The following is a 19,925-nucleotide window of genomic DNA, read 5'->3' on the forward strand; positions in this document are numbered from 1 at the left end:
ATCAGTACCTCGGCAGCGAGAGCAGGTTGTCGGACTCGACGCCGTTGGAGACCGTCGCGATGTAGCGGCGGCCGGCAGTCGAGCGCCGGGCGATGACCGGGGCCTCCGCGCCGGTGCGGTCGTTGTGGGAGCGGAAGACCGAACCTCCGTCGATGCGGCCGACGATCGAGCTCACCGGCTCGGAGTGCAGGGGGCCGGTCGGACGAACGGAGTGCTGGACCGCGACGATGTGCTCGTTGCGGGTCCCGGGTGCGGTGACGGAGATGCGGCGGATGTAGGGCACGATGCCTCCTCGGCGACGGTGCGGCGGCGAGTGCCACTGCGGTGATGTGAAGACTGGAGGCGGAGTAGACGATGCAGCGAGCAGAACAGCGATAAGCCCCCTTATCGCATGAACACGTCCGGATTAGCAGGGACGCAGTAGTTTCGACTCACCGGCCCGGATCACGTAGATGGAGGAGGCGCGATGACCGACACCCTGCTCTCCCTCTCCGACATCGCCGCGCTCGCCGGCGTCCGGCGCCCGACGGTCTCGGCCTGGCGCTCCCGTGCTCGCGGCAGCACCGCGCCGTTCCCCGCGCCCGTGGCAGGAGCGGTCGGCTCGGAGCGCTTCTCCGCCGGCGACGTCTCCGCGTGGCTCGCTGCCACCGCGAAGGGCAACAACCCGGAGGCGACTGCCGACGTCCTCTCCTTCGGTCGAGCCGCGGATCGAGAGCCCGACGCCTTCGACGCCCTCGTCGCTCTGCGCGCGCAGCTCGGCGAGGAGCTGGCCGCCGTCGACGATCTCGTCGCGACGGCTCGCGGAATCGATCCCGGCGACGCCTGGCTCGTCTCCGAGATCGAGGCGCTGGGACCCCGCCTCATGACAGCAGCCCTCGAGGCCGATGCCGCTGTCGAGGCGGCCTGGACGCCCGGCGCGGCCTTCGACCGGGCACGACCGGCCGCTCCCGAGCGCACCGCACTCGACCCGGAGGCGGAAGCTCTCGTCGCCGACATCGCCCTCGTCCTCGCAGGACGCGACGCCACCGGGACTGTGGTCGACCCGACCGGCGTCTGCGCAGCGCTGATCCTCTCCGTCGGCATCCGCGCGGGCGACGGCGGCGAGTTCGACGCCGTCCTCGGAGCTCCGTCCGACGCGAGCGCCGGACGCCGCGCGCGCCGACGGCTCGCCGCTCACGGTGTCCGCTGGCGCGACCTCGGCCTCGACGAGGAGACGAGCGGGAGCGCCGTGGAGACACTCGTCGCGCAGTTCCCGCACGAGGGGGCGACGACGACCGCGGCCGGCCCCGTGCTGGAGGCGATCGACGAGCTCCTCCTCGGCATGCCCTCCACCCAGCGCGGGGTGATCATCGGTCCGGCCGCGGCACTCTGCGATCGCCTGCCGGCCGCCGCAGCGACCCTCCGGCGAGAGGCCCTACGCGACGGACGCATTCGGGCGATCGTCCGACTCCCCGAAGGCCTTCTGCCCGCTCATCCCCGTCAGTCCCTCGCCCTGTGGGTCGTCGGCCCCGCCGACGGCAGGGTCGACGAGGGTCGGCGGTGGACCCTGCTCGCCGACGTCGGTGAGCGGACGCTCGACGCGGCCGTGCGGTCGCTGATCGTCGGCGACGTCTTCGCCACGATGGGCCGGGCGGCCGATCTGAGGGCGCACGCCTTCGCGTTCGGCCGAGTGGAGGCCGCCACCGCGGTCCTCGCCCAGTCCGGCTCCCTCCTGACGCAGCGCAGCCGCGGGCCGCGAGTGGGGCGTGTCCCGTTCGACGCCGCCGCCGCGCGAGCCGTCCGAATCGAGCAGCTCCTCGGGGACGTCGGCGAGACGGTCGCGGACCTGGCCGCCGAACCGGTGGCTGCCGACGCCGAGGTCGCGTCGCTCGCTCCGCAGGCGATCGGCGCCCTGTGCGCCTCGAAGGCGCTGCGCTACCGCGCGGGCACCCGTCTCATCGAGACCGAGATCGGAACCACCGGCCACGTCGTGCTCGGCGAGCCCGAGCTCCTCGGCGAGACCGAGCGGGGCTCGCGCCGCATCGGGATCCTCGAGTTCGAACGGGCGCACGGACGCTCGGCGCGTACGCAGCCCGGCGACGTCGTCTTCTGCACCTCGCCGCTCGCCGCGATGGTCGATCACGAAGGCGGCTCCGTCGTCGCCTACCCGGCCCGCATCCTCTCGATCGTGGACCCGGATTCGGGCCTCGTTCCCGACCTGCTCGCCGCCGACATCGCCGGTCGGCCCCCGAGCTCCTGCCGCTGGCGCGACTGGACGGTCCGCCGGGTCCTGCCCGAGCGCGTCCCGCCCCTGATGTCGGCGCTGTCGCGCATCATCGAGCTGCGGGCCGAGACCGAGCGTCGACTTCAGGCCCTCGGCGAGCTCGAGACCCTGATCTCCGATGGCGCCGTTCACGGCAGCATCCGCCACCCCCTACTTCCCACCCGCACCGAGACCGCCGCCGACGACGTCGCCGGCACCGCACAGAAAGGCAGCTGATGGCAGCCCGCACCGCCAAGACCGCCGTCCCCCTCGCTCCGTCGACGATGAAGGAGCTGAAGGACACGCTCTGGAAGGCCGCCGACAAGCTCCGCGGCTCGATGGACGCCTCGCAGTACAAGGACGTGATCCTCGGGCTCGTCTTCCTCAAGTACGTCTCCGACGCCTTCGAGGAGCGCCGCGCCCAGATCCGTGCCGAGCTGACCGCCGACGGCCTCGACGACGACCAGATCGGTGAGCTGATCGACGACGTCGACGAGTACGTGGGCCGCGGCGTCTTCTGGGTGCCGGCGCCCGCGCGCTGGGGTCACCTCGCCGAGAACGCGAAGGGCACCGAGGCCTCGGCGGTCGAGCCCGCGCGGTCGATCGGCGAGCTGGTCGACGCGGCGATGGGCCTCCTGATGGAGCACAACAGCGGCCTCGCCGCGACGCTGCCGCAGATCTTCAACCGCGACAGCGTCGACCAGCGCCGTCTCGGCGAGCTCGTCGACATCTTCAACTCCGCGCGCTTCACCGGCGAGGGTTCGACGCGCGCCCGCGACCTGCTCGGCGAGGTGTACGAGTACTTCCTCGAGAAGTTCGCCCGCGCCGAGGGGAAGCGCGGTGGCGAGTTCTACACGCCGTCGAGCGTCGTCCGGGTGCTCGTCGAGGTGCTCGAGCCGCACGAGGGCCGGATCTACGACCCGTGCTGCGGGTCGGGCGGCATGTTCGTGCAGACCGAGAAGTTCCTCGAGGCGCACGACCGCGAGGGCAGCGACCTCTCCGTCTACGGACAGGAGCTCAACGAGCGGACCTGGCGGCTGGCGAAGATGAACCTCGCCATCCACGGGCTCAACGGCAATCTCGGCCCGCGCTGGGAGGACACCTTCCGCCGCGACCAGCACCCGCAGCTGCAGGCCGACTTCGTGCTCGCGAACCCGCCGTTCAATGTGAAGGACTGGGCGCGCAACGAGGAGGACCCGCGCTGGGCCTACGGAGTGCCGCCGGCGAACAACGCCAACTACGCCTGGATCCAGCACATCGTCTCGAAGCTCGCGCCCGGCGGCAGCGCCGGCGTCGTGATGGCGAACGGTTCGATGTCGTCGAACTCCGGCGGCGAGGGCGCCATCCGCGCCCAGCTCGTCGAGGCCGACCTGGTGCAGTGCATGATCGCGCTGCCCACGCAGCTGTTCCGCAGCACCGGCATCCCGGTCTGCGTCTGGTTCCTGGCGAAGGACAAGACGCCGGGTCGCGGAGGCGTCACGGACCGCCGCGGCGAGGTGCTCTTCATCGACGCGCGGAACATGGGCTACATGGTCGACCGCGCGGAGCGGGCGCTGAGCGACGAGGACATCGCGACGATCGCGGGGACGGTGCACGCCTGGCGCGGCACCCGCTCGGCGGGAGGGGTCGCCTACGAGGACAAGGCGGGGTTCTGCTACTCGGCGAAGAACGCCGAGATCGCGGCGAACGACTACGCGCTCACCCCGGGTCGCTACGTCGGAGCGGCCGAGCTGGCCGACGACGGGGAGCCGCTCGAAGAGAAGATCGCGCGCCTGCGCGGCGAGCTGCTCGCGGCGATGGACGAGTCCGACCGCCTCGCGACGGTCGTGCGCGAGCAGCTGGAGCGTGTGCTGTGAGCGCGTGGCGAGAGGTAAAGGTCCAGGACCTGGGCGACATATTTGACGGGCCACACGCCACGCCGAAAAGGACAAACAAAGGACCGCATTTCCTCAATATTTCTTCGCTCATCGACGGCCGCCTTGCCCTCGAGCACTCCGACCGAGTCTCCGAAGAAGACTTCGTCACCTGGACGCGTCGCGTCACCCCCATAGAGGGCGATCTTCTGTTCTCCTACGAGACGCGACTAGGTGACGCCGCGCTGATGCCCGCCGAAATCCGAGCTTGCCTAGGAAGGCGCATGGCAATCTTGAGACCGAAGAGGTCGGTCGTTGATCCGCGCTTTCTGCTCTACGCGTACCGAGGCCCCGCGATGCGTGAACAGATCGAAGCGAAGGCCATTCGTGGCGCGACAGTAGATCGCATCCCACTGAACCGCTTTGGCGATTGGTCAATTCAAATTCCTGAGCTTAGTGAGCAGCGATCAATCGCGAAGGTGCTGGGCGCACTCGACGACAAGATTGCCGCCAATCAGCGCACCGCGCATGCGTCATGGGCCCTCTCCGCCGCTCTATACTCGCAAGTCAGTCGGAATGCCGGCGGCTCCGTGCTCCTAGGTGACCTTGTGGCAACACAATACGGCCTCACAACTCCGGCCACGGGCGGACCCGCGCAACTACTTCGTGTGACGGATATAAATAAGCGCCCTTGGATTACGTGGGAATCAGTCCCATTTTGCGATCCGAGTCCCGCGGACATGATTAGGTACAAGTTAGCTCCCGGCAACATCGTCGTCGCCCGAATGGCCGATCCTGGAAAGTCGGCGTGGATCTCCTCCGACCCGCTGGAAGCGGTGTTCGCGTCTTATCTGGTTCGCCTTAAAGTCCACGACCCCACTCAAAGTGCATTCGTTTATCACTTCCTTCAATCGCAGGCTTATTTGGACTACGTGCAGTTCTCCAAGCAAGGGTCCGTCCAGTCGAACATGAATGCAAAAGTTATCGTCAACTGCCCGATGCCCGATCCAGGGAAAGTAGACCTGAAAACTTTCAACGAGAAGGCGTCGTTGCTCCGACAGACAATTGACATTTCCCTTGCGGAAGCGTCACGGCTGGAAGCACTCCGCGACACTCTTCTCCCCGCCCTCATGTCCGGCAAGCTCCACGTCAAGGACGCAGAGCGCGCCGTCGAGGACGTGCTCTGATGGCCGGGTTCTCGGAGGCGCAGTGGGAGGAGCTCGCCCTCGACCGGCTCGGCGAGGAGCACCTGATGTGGCGGCCGCTCCGCGGCGAGCAGATCGCTCCGGGAAGCGGCGAGCGCGACTCCTGGTCCGAGCTGCTCATCCGCCCGCGACTGCTCTCGGCGCTGCAGAAGCTGAACCCCACGATTCCGCCGACCTACCTGGCACAGGCGGCGGCCGAGATCTCCACGCCCTCTTCGCAGGACGCGATCACCGAGAACCACCGGATCCACCGGTTCTTCGTCGAGGGGTACCGCCTGTCCTATCTCGAGGCCGACGGCGTCGAGCGCAACGTGACGGTGCGGCTCCTCGCGGCGGAGGCCGACGACAACGACTGGCTGGCGGTCAACCAGGTCACGATCCATCAGGGCGACCACAAGCGCCGGTTCGATCTCGTCCTCTACGTCAACGGCATGCCGGTCAGCATCCTCGAGCTCAAGCGGGCCGGCAGCGACGCGACGAAGGTCGCCGCCGCGCACGCGCAGCTGCAGACCTATCTGCGCGAGTTCCCGCTCGCGTTCCGGTTCTGCGTCTTCACCGTCGCCTCCGACGGGCTCGAGGCGCAGTACGGGACCCCCTTCACGCCGCTCAACCACTTCGCGCCGTGGAACGTCGACGAGGACGGCAAGCCTGTCGGACGTGACGAGCGGGAGGACGACGGCAACGTCGTCACTCCGCTCGAGCGCGCCCTCGACGGGCTCTACAACCAGGCGCGGTTCCTGCAGATCCTGCGGAACTACACCGCCTTCGACCAGGGCGCCGAGGGCCTCGAGAAGCGCATCGCCAAGCCGCACCAGTACTTCGCGGTGGCCAAGGCCGTCGGCCGCACGATCACCGCGGTCGACAGCAACGGCAAGGCCGGCGTCGTCTGGCACACGCAGGGCTCGGGCAAGTCGATGGAGATGGAGCTCTACACGAACCTCGTCGCCCGGCACCCGCACCTCAAGAACCCCACGGTCGTCGTCATCACGGACCGCACGGAGCTCGACGGGCAGCTCTTCTCCGGATTCGAGCGCAGCCTCCTCCTGCCCGAGAAGCCGAAGCAGGTCAGCAGCCGGGCGGAGTTGCGGGAGCAGATCGGCAACCGGCTCACCGGCGGCATCTACTTCACGACGCTGCAGAAGTTCGGGCTCAGCAAGGAGGAGCGCGACGCGAAGGCGGCACACCCGCTGCTGTCCGACCGGCGCAATGTGATCGTGATCGTCGACGAGGCGCACCGCAGCCACTACGACGACCTCGACGGCTACGCCTGGCACCTCCGCAACGCGCTGCCGAATGCGACCCTCATCGCCTTCACCGGAACCCCGGTCAGCTTCGACGACCGCGACACCCGCGAGGTCTTCGGCGACTACATCGACATCTACGACCTCAGCCGCGCGGTCGAGGACGGCGCCACGGTCCCCGTCTCGTTCGAGCCGCGGCTGATCAAGGTCGAGCTGGCCGAAGGGGTGAGCCAGGAGCAGATCGACGCGGCCGCGGACGAGGCGACCGTCGGTCTCGACGAGACCGAGCGGACCCGCATCGAGCAGAGCGTCGCCGTCATCAACGCGCTCTACGGCGCACCCGAGCGGATCGACGCCCTCGCCGCGGACATCGTGCGGCACTGGAGCGAGCGCAGCGAGCGGATGAAGGCGACCATCTCCTCTCCCGGCAAGGCGATGATCGTGGGGGCGACGCGCGAGATCTGCGCTCGCCTCTACTCCGCGATCGTGGCGCTGAAGCCCGAGTGGCACGGCGACGGGACGACGAATGCCCGGATCAAGGTCGTCTACTCCGGCACCCCCTCCGACGTCTCGCCGGTCGTCGAGCATGTGCGCCGCGACTCCGAGAACGCCGTCATCAAGAAGCGGATGAAGGACGTCGACGACGAGCTCGAGCTGGTCATCGTGAAGGACATGATGCTCACCGGCTTCGACTCGCCGCCGCTGCACACCCTCTACCTGGACCGACCCCTCAAGGGTGCGCTGCTCATGCAGACACTGGCCCGTGTCAACCGTACCTTCCGCGGCAAGCAGGACGGATTGCTCGTCGCCTACGCCCCGCTCGTCGACAACCTGACGGCGGCTCTCGCCGAGTACACGGCGGCGGACCAGGCCGAGAAGCCCGTCGGCCGCAACGTCGACGAGGCTGTGGCGATCGCTGTCGAGATGGTCGCCGAGCTGCGCACGCTCCTCGCCGACCACGACTGGCGGGCCGAGCTCGCCTCGCCGCACCCGAAGGCGTACCTCAACGCCGCGTCGGGAGCCGTCAACTTCCTCCGCTCGCGGTCGAAGTCGACCGCCGAGGGCCAGGAGGATCCGGCCGCGCGGTTCCGAGCGCTCGCGAGCAAGCTCTCGCGGGCCTGGGCCCTCGCCTCGGGCGCGCAGAACCTCGCCGAGCTCCGTCCCGAGATCTCGTTCTACGAGGACGTCCGCATCTGGATGGCGAAGTTCGACGCCGAGGAGCGGCAGGCGAACGGCGAGCCGATCCCCGCCGAGATCGAGCGCCTGCTCGGGCAGCTGCTCGCCCAGGCGACCGCGACCGGCGAGGTGCTCGACATCTACGACGCCGCCGGCATGCCCAAGCCGTCTTTGGATCAGCTCACCCCCGAGTTCGTCGAGAAGACGCAGAAGGCGCGCAACCCGCACCTGGCGATCGAGGCGCTGCGCAAGCTCCTCGTCGACGAGTCGAGTGCGGCGACGCGCAACAACGTGGTGCGCAGCCAGGCGTTCTCCGCCCGGATCGCGGAGCTGATGACGAAGTACACGAATCAGCAGCTGACCTCGGCCGAGGTCATCGCGGCGATGGTCGAGCTGGCGAAGGAGATCTCGGACGAGGCCGACCGCGGCAAGCGGTTCGATCCTCCGCTGAGCAGCGACGAGGTCGCCTTCTACGACGCGGTCGCGCAGAACGACTCGGCGGTGACCCTGCAGGGCGAGGACACGCTCGCGCAGATCGCGCGCGAGCTGGTGCAGACGATGCGCCGCGATGTCCGCACCGACTGGACGGTCCGCGACGACGTCCGCGCGAAGCTCCGCTCCTCGATCAAGCGGCTCCTCGTGCGCTACCGGTACCCACCGGACCAGCAGGCCGGCGCCATCAAGCTCGTGATGGAGCAGATGGAGTCGATGGCTCCGCGGTACGCGACGGAGCGGGAGGGGGCGGTGTGAACCGGGTGCTCGTGGCAGCGGACGACACCTCGAGGTCTGAGACGCTGACCCCGACATCGCCGGAACCGACGTCGGCCTGATTCACCGATCATCGCGCGACGCCACCACCACCCCGCTTCGAGCGGGCAGCCCGCCGGCTGAACACGACACATCAGAGGGGAACGACCATGACCGAGGACCAGACCATCGAGACCGTCGACGAGGCGATCGCCGTCGAACCGATCACGCTGCAGACCGAGCTCGCCGCGGAGGAGGCCGTCCACGACATCGCGAAGGCGGTGAGCGCCCGCCACACGATCGCGCGCAAGTACGTCATGAAGCTGCGGCGCAGGCGCCCCGATGCGACGCCCGCCGAACTGGTGCGGATGCTCGAGCGCCACTACGGCACCTCCATCACCGCCGCGGGCGCTCTGATCTCGGCGGGCGCCATCGCAGCCGACGTGGGCATCGCGATGATCCCCGGAGTAGGAGCCGCTGCCGCCGGGGTGAAGAGCGCAGGCACGCAGGCCGCGAAGAAGGCGACCAAGGAGGCGACGAAGGCCGCCGTGAAGACTGCCGCGAAGAACGTCGCCCTCGGCGCCGCGAAGTCGGGTGCGCAGCGGGCCGCGAGCCTCCTCCCCGCCGGCGACGAGCAGCTGCAGTTCGAGATCACGGCGATCTTCGCGCTGGCGATCGCCGACATCCACGAGATGGACCTCGACAAGGATCAAGCTCAGGCGCTGGTCTACGGCCTGACGAACGACCGGGTGGGCGGCGCGCAGATCGCGGCCATGGCGTCCGACGTCGCCGCCGTGTCCACGGGCGACACCGTCACCGGACCGACGACAGCCGTCGAGCGCTCCGCCTGGGCGAGCACTCTCGCGAAGTCCCTCCCGGCCGGTGGCGCCCAGGACCTCGTCCAGACCATCCAGACCGGCCAGCTCGCCGGCGTCCGCGACACGTTGAGCGGCAAGCAGCAAGCGGCGGTCGACTACGGAGTCGGTGCGCTGTCGGGAGGGATCGTCCGCTTCGTCTTCGGCCGCGAGGTCATCACCGCCTCCCGCGCAGCCTTCCCGGAGGCGCCCGAGGAGTTCCCCGCGCACCTCGCCCTCGCCGTGGTGATCGACGAGGAGGACGACGATTCGGAGCCGAACCGCGCTCTCGCCGCCCTCGAGGACGCGGCGAAGTCGACCGGGACCTGGGTCGCGGGGACCGCCGGCGCGGTGGGTGAGGGAGTCGCCAGTGCGGCCGGCGCGGTGTCGAGGCCGTTCCGCAGCGTCGACCTCGACGGCGACGGCATTCCGGACGAGGCTCAGGCGCTCACCGCGGTCAAGGGCGCGGCGTCTGCAGTCGCCGGCGCCGCCGACGCCGTCGGCGGCAAGGTCGCTGGGCTGTTCAAGCGAAATCGCGACTGATCCGACGGATCACGGGTGGTCGTCCCCGGCGCCGGTGTCCCTCGAGGAAGCGGCGTCGGGGTGCGCCGACGGGATCGGCTCCCAGCGATGCCGCCGCCGGTGGAGTCCTCATGACGTGGTCGGGACGATCGCCGATGTTCTGAGGACATCACTGGCGAACGGGTGATTGTGGTGACGTCGGAGCGGGTTCAGACCTTGCCTCATCAGCATGACGACGAGACGGTAGGCCTCATCCAGAACGTGTTCGTCCTCCAGGAGCGCGTCCAGCGAACCGAGCCCGACGGCGCCGATCGTCCATACCCGCTCCGGTACCGCCCTGTAGGCGACTCGTCGAACCGTCGAATCCTGAGCGTCCGTTTCCGCCAGAGCCGAGCGCACTCTCCTCCGCGACGCTTCGGGGTGCAGGTTGAGGAACCAGTGCAGAACCTTCTGGCCGTTCAGGTCCTCCTCGAAGACTCGGAGGATCTCCAGACGTCCGGCACTGAGTGTGCACAGACGTCGCCACCCGGCGCTCCGGTTCGTGGAGGGCAGGGCCGTCAGCGTCCACAGGAGCTCCTGCGTCTGCGCCGGACTGGGGAACGACTCGAGGAGCAACGTCCTCAAGGAGGAGACGAGGCGTGGATAGTCCTCATGGAGACGCAGTCGTTCCCAGCTCGCATTCGTCTGCCTCCCACTCGGCGGACCGACCGTCTCCTCGAGAAGTCGACCGCGGCGCTCGCGCTCCCAGGGCAGAGCGAGGGAGGCGCCCTCCCTGATGGTGACGATCAGGTCGTCGAGCCCGCCGGGACGGGATGTGAGGAGGATGTTCCGAAGAGGGCGTGTCCTCTGGACGTGCTGGATCACAGCGAGTTCGAGCTCGTCCAACCGTTCCGCCCGACATTCAGCGAATCGTGCGGTGGTCACGTCGCTCCACCGACGTCGATGAGACGCGAGACGAGTACGCGCGTTCACGGACTGACCGACGTAGGAGGCACCGTCCTCGAAGTCCAGCCAGTAGATACCGCATCGGGAGCGATCCTCGACGAAGAGTGCGAGCGATCCACCGTCTCTGACGTCGTGCTCGGTGAAGTGGAGTTCCGTGAAAGGAGCCATTTGCGCACGCTACCGGAGCACCACTGCGCGAACCGCGAACCGGGGAAGATCCAGGCAGGTCATGATCGTCAGTCAGGCTCGAAGCGGGTCACGGACAAGAGTCCCTCCCGACGTCGGCGACATCCGCGACGCCCACTCGCCTGACCGGCGGGTGGCCAATGTGCAGTCACGTCGGAGATTCGACCGCCATGCACCGGATACGACCGGTCGGCCGAAGACGACAGGCGGATCGATGTCGGAGCAGTCCGCTACCGTGACGAGAAACAGGGGGTCAGGCATGGTCATCGGATACAGAGCCGTACTCAGGTTGGACGATTCGGCCGACGCGATCGACGTGGCCGAGAAGGCTCTCCAGGAGTGGTTGAGGTCCAAACTCCGGTCGGGGTCGAAGCGCGGCAGACTCGAGAAGGCCGAGTGGGTCGGCGAGGGCGAATTCGATCTGGGTGGGAGCGGTCGACTCATCGCCACCCATCGCGACGATCCGGCGAACAGCAGATGGCTCCGCCGCTACCGGTTCTCGGAGACCAACTCGGGTAAGACGTTCGACGTCTCCGTCCTGGCGATCTCCGCGCCCGAGTCCACCGGATTCTCGCAGTCCCTGGTCGTCGAGGCAGGCGTCACCGGTCAGGGTGACGTCGATCCGGTCGAAGTCGTCGCACCTCCGAACATCGTCGGCACGCTGCTCCGCGATTCCGTCGTGGTCGAGGGACGGACGCGGCTCACGGCGGCGCCCGTCCTCATCCAGGACGCCGAAGGAGTGGACGACGTGATCGCCGCCCTCACCGACCCCACTCGGACCTGCTCGGTGATCGTCGCGACATCGGTCGACTCGGAGACCGACCAGCGGTTCACCCGCATCGTCGCGAGCCTCACGAAGAAGAGCCATGGAGTCGCGACGACCTTCGTCGTCAGCGCGTCAGCCGCTGAGCTGTTCGAGCATCGCCTCCCCGACAGCCACCAGGTACCTCCTGGACGAGTGCGAACCTTCCTGCCGGACGTCGATCTCACTTCCCGTCAGGACGCCCTCCGGCACCGCATCCTCGGGCCCGCCACCTTCGCGCGGTCGATCTCGAACGGGCACGTCTCGGAACGCCTCCAGGTGACGCATGCAGCCGCGATGAAGAAGCGGTTCCTCGCCCTCGGTCTACCGGACGACGTACGCGTCGCCATGGAGGAGCTGGCGCAAGCGGAGAACAAGGTGCACCGACGGGCTCTCGTCGACGCCCGCGTCGCTGCTCCAGGGCCGGCAGTCCCGCCCGCACCTGCGCCGGCTCCGGCTCCGGTCTCTGCTCGATCCTCGGTCGATGCGGGTACGTCGTTGGAGGGCCTGCTGTCCTTCTCCGACGAGCTCCCGGCGTCCGACGCCCGTCCTGTCGGCTTCCCCCTTCTGACCCGGGTCCGCGGACTGATCAGACGGTGGATCCACCGGGACGACGCCGACGAGAAGACGATCGATCTTCTCGACCAGTTCATCGAGACCCGCGCGTCCGAGGTGCTCGTCGCCGAGGAGGAGCTCGAGCGCCAGGGTCGCGAGCAGGCTGCCCTGACGAAGGAGAACACCGAGCTCAACCAGCGGATCGACGCGGTGTTCCTCGATCTCGCGGTCGAGAGCGAAGCCCTGCGCCGAGCCGAGCGCGAGGCTCGGTACTTCCGCGAGCAGCTCGCCGCACTGCATGCCTTCGACAGGCTCGACGTGCCGCTCGACGCCAAGTGGGAGCCGCCGGGCTCCATGTCGGAGGTCCTCGCCACCCTGCTGCCCGATGAGACGTCGGACCCCGAGAGAGCTTTCATCGCGCAGCGGGTCGTGTTCTGCGGACGCGCTTCCGACGCCGAGGAGGTCGACAAGCGGGACGGCCTCGGACAGTACTCGTCGAAGGTCTGGGAGTTCGTGCACGTCCTGCACGACTATGCGGAGGCGAAGGCGAGAGGCTGGGAGCGCGGCACGGTCCACACGTACCTGACCTCCGACAGCGCCCCGGCGGGCTTCAAGTGCCCGGCCTCACGTCATGCGGCGACCGAGAGCGAGTCGGTCCTCGCGAACGCCGCCTGGGCACGCGAACGAGTGCTGCCGGTTCCGGATGACGTGGACTCCTCGGGATCGGTCTTGATGCCTGCGCATTTCAAGGTGTCGACGAACGACTCCTTCGCGCCGAGGATGCACTACTTCGACGACACGGACCGCTCCGGGAGGATCTACATCGGATACATCGGACGTCATCTCACGAACACTCGTACGTGATGGCCGGTCCAGTGCCGGAGAGGCATGAGCAGTTCGTCCGCGCCGGATCGCGAGTATGCGTGCGCATCAATAGGATCGACCGACGCTGTGTCGCGCCGCGGACCTGAGGGGGATCCCGTCGAATGAATGATCTCGAGTACCGCCGGCTCGTCGACCGAGCACTGAACGCGGTCGTCGACGGACTGCTCCCGACGGTGAACAGTGTGCTGGCGTCCCACATCGGGCCGGATGAGGACTGGACCGTCGTCCTCCGACGCCATGACGCCGCCGACCCGAGCCCCCAGACCAGGAACCAGCGGTACGGCGAACGCGACTTCAATCAGCTGGTGAGGCTGCTCACCTCGGATCTCGATCCCTTGGGTCGGCCGTTCACCCGCGCGATATCGCCCCTGGCGGAGGGATCTCTCAAATACCTCCGGAAGGTGCGCAATCTCTGGGCCCACGGTGAGAAGTTCGACCGCCCTATGACCAATCGGGCCATTCAGGCCGCTCAGACCCTGCTGCAGGAGGTCGCGATGGACCACCTCGCCGAGGAGCTGGGCGAGGTGCGGCGTCAGATCCTGGCAGAGGCCGACGGAACCGAGAACACCGACCTCTCCGAGGTCGCACCGACCGAGACGGCGTCCGAGAGCGAGGCGGCGACCGAACCGGCATCGATGGTCACAGGCACAGAGGACACGCCCGTCGACGACACGAACGCGCCGAGCGCTCCCACGGCCGAGCCTCCTTTGCGGCGGCCGCGCGGAGCGGCCCGCTACGAGGGGCTGACAGTGGTGGTCGATGATGTTCCGCAGGCTCCTCGCGTCACCGTCCACCTCGAGACCCACGACGAGCTCTCCTACGCGATGGCCAGCGCTCGGATCCAACCCGTCAAGCGCGTTTCGATCCGGAACGGCGGGGACGAACTCCGCGGTGCCTCCCTCGATCTCGAGGTCGTCGACGCGCACGGTTCGCTGGGCGGCCCCCGCACCATTCGTCTCGACCTGGGTGCCGAGCAGGACAAGGACCTGGAGAACGTCGCCCTCACTCTCGACCCCGAACGCATGCTCGGGGTCGAGCAACGGCGGTCGGGGAGCATTCGCGCAACGCTCCGGACCGCCGACGGCGACAAGATCGCCAGCACGAGCGTCGATGTACTGGTTCTCGCTGCCAGTGAGTGGCGGCTCGTTCCGACTCAGCTCGGGCTGGAGCTTCTTCCGTCCTTCGTGCAGCCGAATGCGGTCGTCGTCGAGAAGGTGCTGCGCGAGGCAGCGGACCTCCTCGGCGAGGCGACGGGCAATTCGGCACTCAACAGCTATCAGACTCACGACCCGACACGGGTCGATGCGATCGTCGAGGCCGTTTGGGACGCGATCAGAGCCAGGGAGATCGCTTACACGGCGCCGCCCGCAAGCTGGGGCAGAGTGACTGAGGACGGACGCAGGGAAGGTGGTCAGAAGACCCGGACTCCCTCTGAGGTGCTGGACGGGCGGCTCGGCACCTGTCTCGACACCACCCTGACACTGGCCGCTGTTCTCGAACAGGCGGGCATCAACAGCACTCTCTGGCTCACCAAGGGGCACATCTTTCTGGGCTACTGGCGAGTCGATCGCACTCTCGGTGCCGCAGCTTCGACCGATGTCAGCACGGCGATCAACCTCGCCGACAGCGATCTGATCCGCGTCGTCGAGACGACCATGCTCACCGGAGAGTCGGCGACGATCGCGCAAGCCCACCGTGAGGCCCGCGAAGAGCTCGCTTCGAAGAGCGATGATCTGAAGGGTGTCGCTGACATCAGAGAGGCTCGCAACGGCGGCGTCTATCCTCTTCCGAGTCGTGCGGTGACGTCCGACGGCGTTGTGACCGTGCACGAGTACAAGCCCGGCGATTCGGAGATCGTGTTCGACTTCGCCGGTGCAGGGCGCGGTCGCAGACGTGACGTGGTCACCGGCCCGGCCCGCGTGGCGACCTGGAAGAACGCGCTTCTCGACCTGAGCCTCCGTAACCGACTGATCAACTACACGGACCGCGCGGGCTTCTCTCTGGCCGTGCCGGGAACGGATCTCGCCCGCTTCGAAGACGTGATCAATAGAGCGACTCCGATACAGCTGGTGTCGTCCGACACCGTCTCCGAGATCGCCCGCGAGCGCGGAATGCACAGCGGGCGAGATCTGCCGGCCGAGATCCGGACGGAGATGCTGTTCGATAAGAAGCAGGTCTTCGTCGACGTCACCTCCGCCGCCTACACCGACAAGCTCCGCAAGTTCGCCGCGTCGGCGAAGACGATCGTCGAGGAGACCGGCGCGAACAACCTCTACCTCGCGTTCGGGACTCTGCACTGGACGCTCGACGACCGGGAGCTCCGGTCGCCGATGGTCCTCGTGCCGGTCACCATCAAGGAGACGGCCCGCGGCTCGGTCTTCACGATCACGCTCGACGAGTCCGGCTCGTCGACCCCCAACTTCTGCCTGGTGGAGAAGCTCAAGGTCAGCGTCGGACTCGACCTGCCCGGCCTCGCCACTCCGGCCGAGGACGAGTCGGGCATCGACCTGCGCGCGGTCTTCGACTCCGTGCGCGCGACCCTGACCGAGCGCGGCCTCCCCTTCCGCGTCGAGGAGACGGTCGACCTCTCGGTGCTGCAGTTCGCCAAGTTCCGGCTGTGGCGGGACCTCGACGAGCAGTGGGAGATCCTGGCCCGCAATCCTCTCGTCTCCCACCTGATCAACACGCCGCTCGAGGCGTTCGAGGACCCGGCGGGCGAGGAGCTCGACCTCGATCTCGACGCGCTCTCCGCGCAGGCGCCGGTTCCTGCCGACGCCTCTCAGCTCGAAGCCGTCGCGGCCGCCGTGGCCGGGAAGACCTTCGTCCTCGAAGGCCCTCCCGGGACGGGCAAGTCGCAGACCATCACCAATCTGCTCGCGAGGTCGCTCGCCGAGGGCAAGCGAGTCCTCTTCGTCGCCGAGAAGCGGGCGGCACTCGACGTCGTGAAACGGCGCCTGGAGGAGGTCGGGCTCGGCCCCTTCTGCCTCGACCTCCACGACAAGGGCGCGCGTCCGGCCGAAGCCCGGGCGCAGATCCGCGCCGCGCTGGACTTCTCCGTCCAGCCCGACTCGCACGGCTTCGCCGCCCAGCAGCTCACCGTGGAGTCGACCGCGCGTGGACTCCGCCGGTACGCCGACCACGTCCACGAGGAGAACGGCGCGGGGTACTCCCTCTACGAGGCGCATCAGCGCGAGGTGCTCGCGGAGGAGCACATCCGAGAGCTCGAGGTCACGCGCGCGTTCGTCGAGAACGGCACCCTCGAGCAGTTCGACGCTGTCCGACATGCCCTCAGGCTGCTTCCGGACGACTTCCACGCGGCGCGCCCTCGGCGCGGACATCCGTGGTCCTTCATCTCACCCTCGAGGCTCGCGCCCGATCTCCCGGTCAGGGTCGCCGAAGCGGCCGACGAGCTCGACGCGGCGCTGCTCGAGCTCAACCGCTTGGACTTCCCGGCGGCGGCGCTGGCAGCCGCCTCCGACCCTGCCCTGCTCGCGCCCGCGATCAGAGGGACGGAGGCGGACGAACGGCCGCTCGTCACCCTCGATCAGTTCATCGATGCGGGCTGGGACGCGCACCTCGCTCATGCTCAGGACGAACTGCAACGGCTCGCTCCGCTGCGCTTCGACGTGCTCGACGTCATCCACGAGCGGGTGATCGACGCGGATCTCGACGACGTCCGCGCTGCGGCGGTGGAAGCGGATGGAGCTGGCCTGCTCTCGCGCAAGCGGATGCGCCGCTCCGTCCGCGATCGCCTCACTCCCTACCTCCGCTCCGGCCCCGAGAGCGTTCCCCTCGACGGCCTCGTCGCTCTGGTCGACCGCGTCCTCCTCGCGCGACAGCACGCCTTCTACCTTCGTGAGCTCGTCCGTCAGATCCCCGCCCCGGTCGCCCCCGAGCGCTGGAACGCCTTCGACGGCGAGACCCTCCGGCGGATCTCGGGAGAGATCGGCGTGCTGCGGACCCTGCGTCGGCTCGTCGTGATCGGTGAGGAGGCGAACGAGTCGGTCGACCGCGATCTGATCCGATCGGTCTACGTCCGTCCCGACCGTGCGGTCCTGGGTGTGGCGCTGCAGCGCTTCATCGAGGCACACCGCGCCCTGCTGGACGTCGCGGGTGCACCGTCGGCGGAGCTGGACGACTGGGCCGGTGGTCGACCCGTTGTGGAGGCGTGGCGACAGTCCACCGCCGAGCGCGGGACGGGGCGCGGCGCCGTCCGGTCACTGGAGACCTGGCTGGCCTTCCTCGCTCGGCTCGAACCGCTCCGCGACGCGGGGATGTCGACGGCTCGCCGGCAGTACCTCGAGGGCGGAGGCGACGTCGACGACGCGCTCCTGGCCTTCGAGAAGGGCCTCGCCGCGTCCTCGGTGAACGAGCGACTCGCCAGCACGGAGCTCGCCGGCTTCCAGGCGGCCGCGCACGAGCGACTCCTCGGCCGCTACACGACCAGCGCGAGCGCCGTGCGGAACGAGCTGCCGCGCATCATCCCGTCGCAGGTGCTCGCGCGTCGGGATCTGAGCTCCCTGCCTCCGACGATGATGGGCGGCCTCAAGCGCCAGCTCGAGAACAAGTCGCGAGGAGGTCTGAAGGTGCGCCGCCTGATGAACGACTTCGGTCCGCTCATCACCCGGCTCGCGCCCTGCACGCTGATGAGCCCCGAGTCGGTCGCCCGGTTCCTGCCGGTCGACGCCGACCTCTACGACATCGTCGTCTTCGACGAGGCGTCGCAGGTCCGCGTCGCCGACGCCGTGGGTGCGCTAGGGAGGGCGCGCAGCGCAGTGATCGTCGGAGACAGCAAGCAGATGCCGCCGACGAGCTTCGCCGAGACGGGCGCGGTCGAGGACGAGACCCTTCCGGCGGACACCGTCGTGGACGAGGAGTCGATCCTCTCCGAGGCGTCGCAGGCGCGGGTCCCGTCGCGCTGGCTCTCCTGGCACTACCGCAGCCAGGACGAGCGGCTCATCGCCTTCAGCAACAGCCGCTACTACGACAGCCGGCTCTCGTCCTTCCCGACCCCGCACGCCGATGACGCCGGCGACGGGCAGGAGGGCTACGGCATCTCCTTCGTCCGCGTCGCGGGCACCTTCATCCGCACCGGTCGAGGAAAGGCTCTGCGCACGAATGCGGCGGAGGCCGAAGCGATCGTCGCCGAGGTCCACCGCCGCTTCGACGCGTCGCCGGACGTCGTCCCGTCCCTCGGCATCATCACGTTCAACGCGCAGCAGCGCGACCTGATCGACGGCCTGCTCCGGAGCTCGTCCGACCCGCGCATCGCCCGGTCGCTCGACGTCACGGACGGGCTGTTCGTGAAGAACCTCGAGAACGTGCAGGGCGACGAACGAGACACCATCCTGTTCTCGATCGCCTTCAGCGCGAACGACAAGGGCGTGGTCCCTCTGCAGTTCGGTCCGCTCACCCGTGCCGGGGGCGAACGGCGCTGGAACGTCGCCATCACGCGAGCCCGCCGTCAGGTCGTCCTCTTCTGCAGCTTCGACCCGGCCGAGCTGCGGGCGGACGACACTCAGTCCATCGGCGTGAAGCACCTGAAGGCCTATCTGCAGCTCGCGCAGGCGGGCTCGGACAGCGTCCACGACGCCCTCGACCGACTCCCGCATCCCGACGCACACCGGGACGAGCTCGCGGCAGCGCTCATCGACGCGGGCCTCGCCGCCCGCATCGACGTCGGACTGTCGGAGTTCCGCGTCGACATCGCGCTGGCGACGGCGGAGGACCCCGGTCGGCCTCTCGTCGCCGTGCTGCTGGACGGAGCCTCCTGGCGCCGGCGGCGCACAGTCAGTGATCGCGACGGGCTCCCCGGCGCGGTCCTCAAGAACGCGATGGGCTGGCCCGCCGTCGAGCGAGTGTGGCTGCCGGAATGGCTGGCCGATCGCGACGCCGTGATCGAGCGCCTGCGGGAGGCTGTCCGGCGAGCGGACGATCTCGTGCGGGGCGAGCAGGCGGCGACACCGGAGGTCGAGCTGCCGGAGGCCGAGCCCTCGGCTCCGACCCCGTCAGAATCGGAGGTCGTCGATGTCGCGGAAGACGCACCGGAACTCGCACGGAGCTTCCACGTCGTCGCCGGCACCTTCCGGTCACGCTCCGAGCCAGTCTCCGTACCCGCAGCACCGGAGCAGTCCAGGACGAGCGCGTCGGACGAGGTCACGACGTATACCGCCTGGCCGGAACGCGTGGTCGGGTCGAAGGACGTGCTGAACGCCCTACCCGCGGCGCCTTCCCGCCGAGCCATCGCCGAACTGGTGTCCGAAGTGGTCGAGGCGGAGGGGCCCATCCACGAGACGCGCGCGGCCAAGCTGATCGCCGGGGCCTTCGACCTGAGCAAGGTCAGCGGAGCCCGGGTCGAGAGCATCGTCGACTGCTTCCCCGACCACTTCCGGCGCCCAGCGGATCCGGGGTTCCTCTGGCCCGCTGATCTCGGACCCGACGACTACGACGGCGCTCGGACGAGTGCCTACCTCGGAGTCGACCGGATCTACGAGCACATCGACCCCTTCGAGGCCGCGAACGCCGTGTCGCGGTGCGCCCGGGCGACCCCCGGGATCGATCACTACGCCCTGGTCAGGGCGACGATGACCTATCTCGGCATCCTCCGAATGACCGACAACATCCGCGGTCTCGTCGCGGCGTCCATCGACGATGCGGTCCGACAGGGGAAGGTCGTGCTCGGAGGTTCCGGAGGGTACTGGGCTTCCTGACA

At 68.6% G+C, this 19,925-nt stretch carries 9 protein-coding genes; 7 read left to right on the forward strand and 2 right to left on the reverse strand.

Annotated elements, in window-relative coordinates; genetic code table 11:
• Position 1 precedes the first annotated feature (1 nt).
• A complete protein-coding gene (locus C5C24_RS05775) occupies positions 2-283 on the reverse strand; it encodes a DUF3892 domain-containing protein (RefSeq protein ID WP_181118513.1) in 282 nt (93 codons plus the stop codon).
• 183 nt (positions 284-466) lie between these two features.
• Between C5C24_RS05775 and C5C24_RS05780 the strand changes: the two genes are divergently transcribed.
• The 5 genes from C5C24_RS05780 to C5C24_RS05800 all read left to right on the forward strand — a co-directional run bounded on the left by C5C24_RS05780 (position 467) and on the right by C5C24_RS05800 (position 9,861).
• Positions 467-2,479 (forward strand): hypothetical protein, encoded by a 2,013-nt coding sequence (locus C5C24_RS05780; RefSeq protein ID WP_104304512.1) that lies wholly within the window; start codon positions 467-469, stop codon positions 2,477-2,479.
• Positions 2,479-4,098 carry a class I SAM-dependent DNA methyltransferase gene (locus C5C24_RS05785; RefSeq protein WP_219812838.1) on the forward strand — a complete coding sequence of 540 codons (1,620 nt, stop codon included), beginning with the start codon at positions 2,479-2,481 and terminating at the stop codon, positions 4,096-4,098. The genes C5C24_RS05780 and C5C24_RS05785 overlap by 1 nt, the downstream gene beginning before the upstream one ends.
• The gene (locus tag C5C24_RS05790) at positions 4,095-5,282 is read left to right on the forward strand and encodes a restriction endonuclease subunit S (RefSeq protein ID WP_104304513.1); all 1,188 of its coding nucleotides are present in this window, start codon (positions 4,095-4,097) and stop codon (positions 5,280-5,282) included. Before C5C24_RS05785 ends, C5C24_RS05790 begins: the two co-directional genes overlap by 4 nt.
• Positions 5,282-8,467 carry a type I restriction endonuclease subunit R gene (locus C5C24_RS05795; RefSeq protein WP_104304514.1) on the forward strand — a complete coding sequence of 1,062 codons (3,186 nt, stop codon included), beginning with the start codon at positions 5,282-5,284 and terminating at the stop codon, positions 8,465-8,467. Before C5C24_RS05790 ends, C5C24_RS05795 begins: the two co-directional genes overlap by 1 nt.
• A gap of 167 nt (positions 8,468-8,634) precedes the next feature.
• Positions 8,635-9,861 carry a hypothetical protein gene (locus C5C24_RS05800; protein ID WP_104304515.1) on the forward strand — a complete coding sequence of 409 codons (1,227 nt, stop codon included), beginning with the start codon at positions 8,635-8,637 and terminating at the stop codon, positions 9,859-9,861.
• 108 nt (positions 9,862-9,969) lie between these two features.
• On the opposite strand, the gene C5C24_RS05805 is transcribed toward C5C24_RS05800, so the two are convergent.
• Positions 9,970-10,953: a GIY-YIG nuclease family protein gene (locus C5C24_RS05805; RefSeq protein ID WP_146082530.1), complete on the reverse strand. Its 984-nt coding sequence runs from the start codon at positions 10,951-10,953 to the stop codon at positions 9,970-9,972.
• Positions 10,954-11,260: 307 nt separating this feature from the next.
• Between C5C24_RS05805 and C5C24_RS05810 the strand changes: the two genes are divergently transcribed.
• Positions 11,261-13,192: a hypothetical protein gene (locus C5C24_RS05810; RefSeq protein WP_104304517.1), complete on the forward strand. Its 1,932-nt coding sequence runs from the start codon at positions 11,261-11,263 to the stop codon at positions 13,190-13,192.
• A gap of 122 nt (positions 13,193-13,314) precedes the next feature.
• Positions 13,315-19,923, forward strand: coding sequence for a DUF3320 domain-containing protein (locus tag C5C24_RS05815; protein ID WP_104304518.1), 6,609 nt, complete (start codon positions 13,315-13,317; stop codon positions 19,921-19,923).
• Positions 19,924-19,925: the final 2 nt, after the last annotated feature.

Source organism: Rathayibacter sp. AY2B3, assembly GCF_002931755.1.
Classification (GTDB): domain Bacteria; phylum Actinomycetota; class Actinomycetes; order Actinomycetales; family Microbacteriaceae; genus Rathayibacter.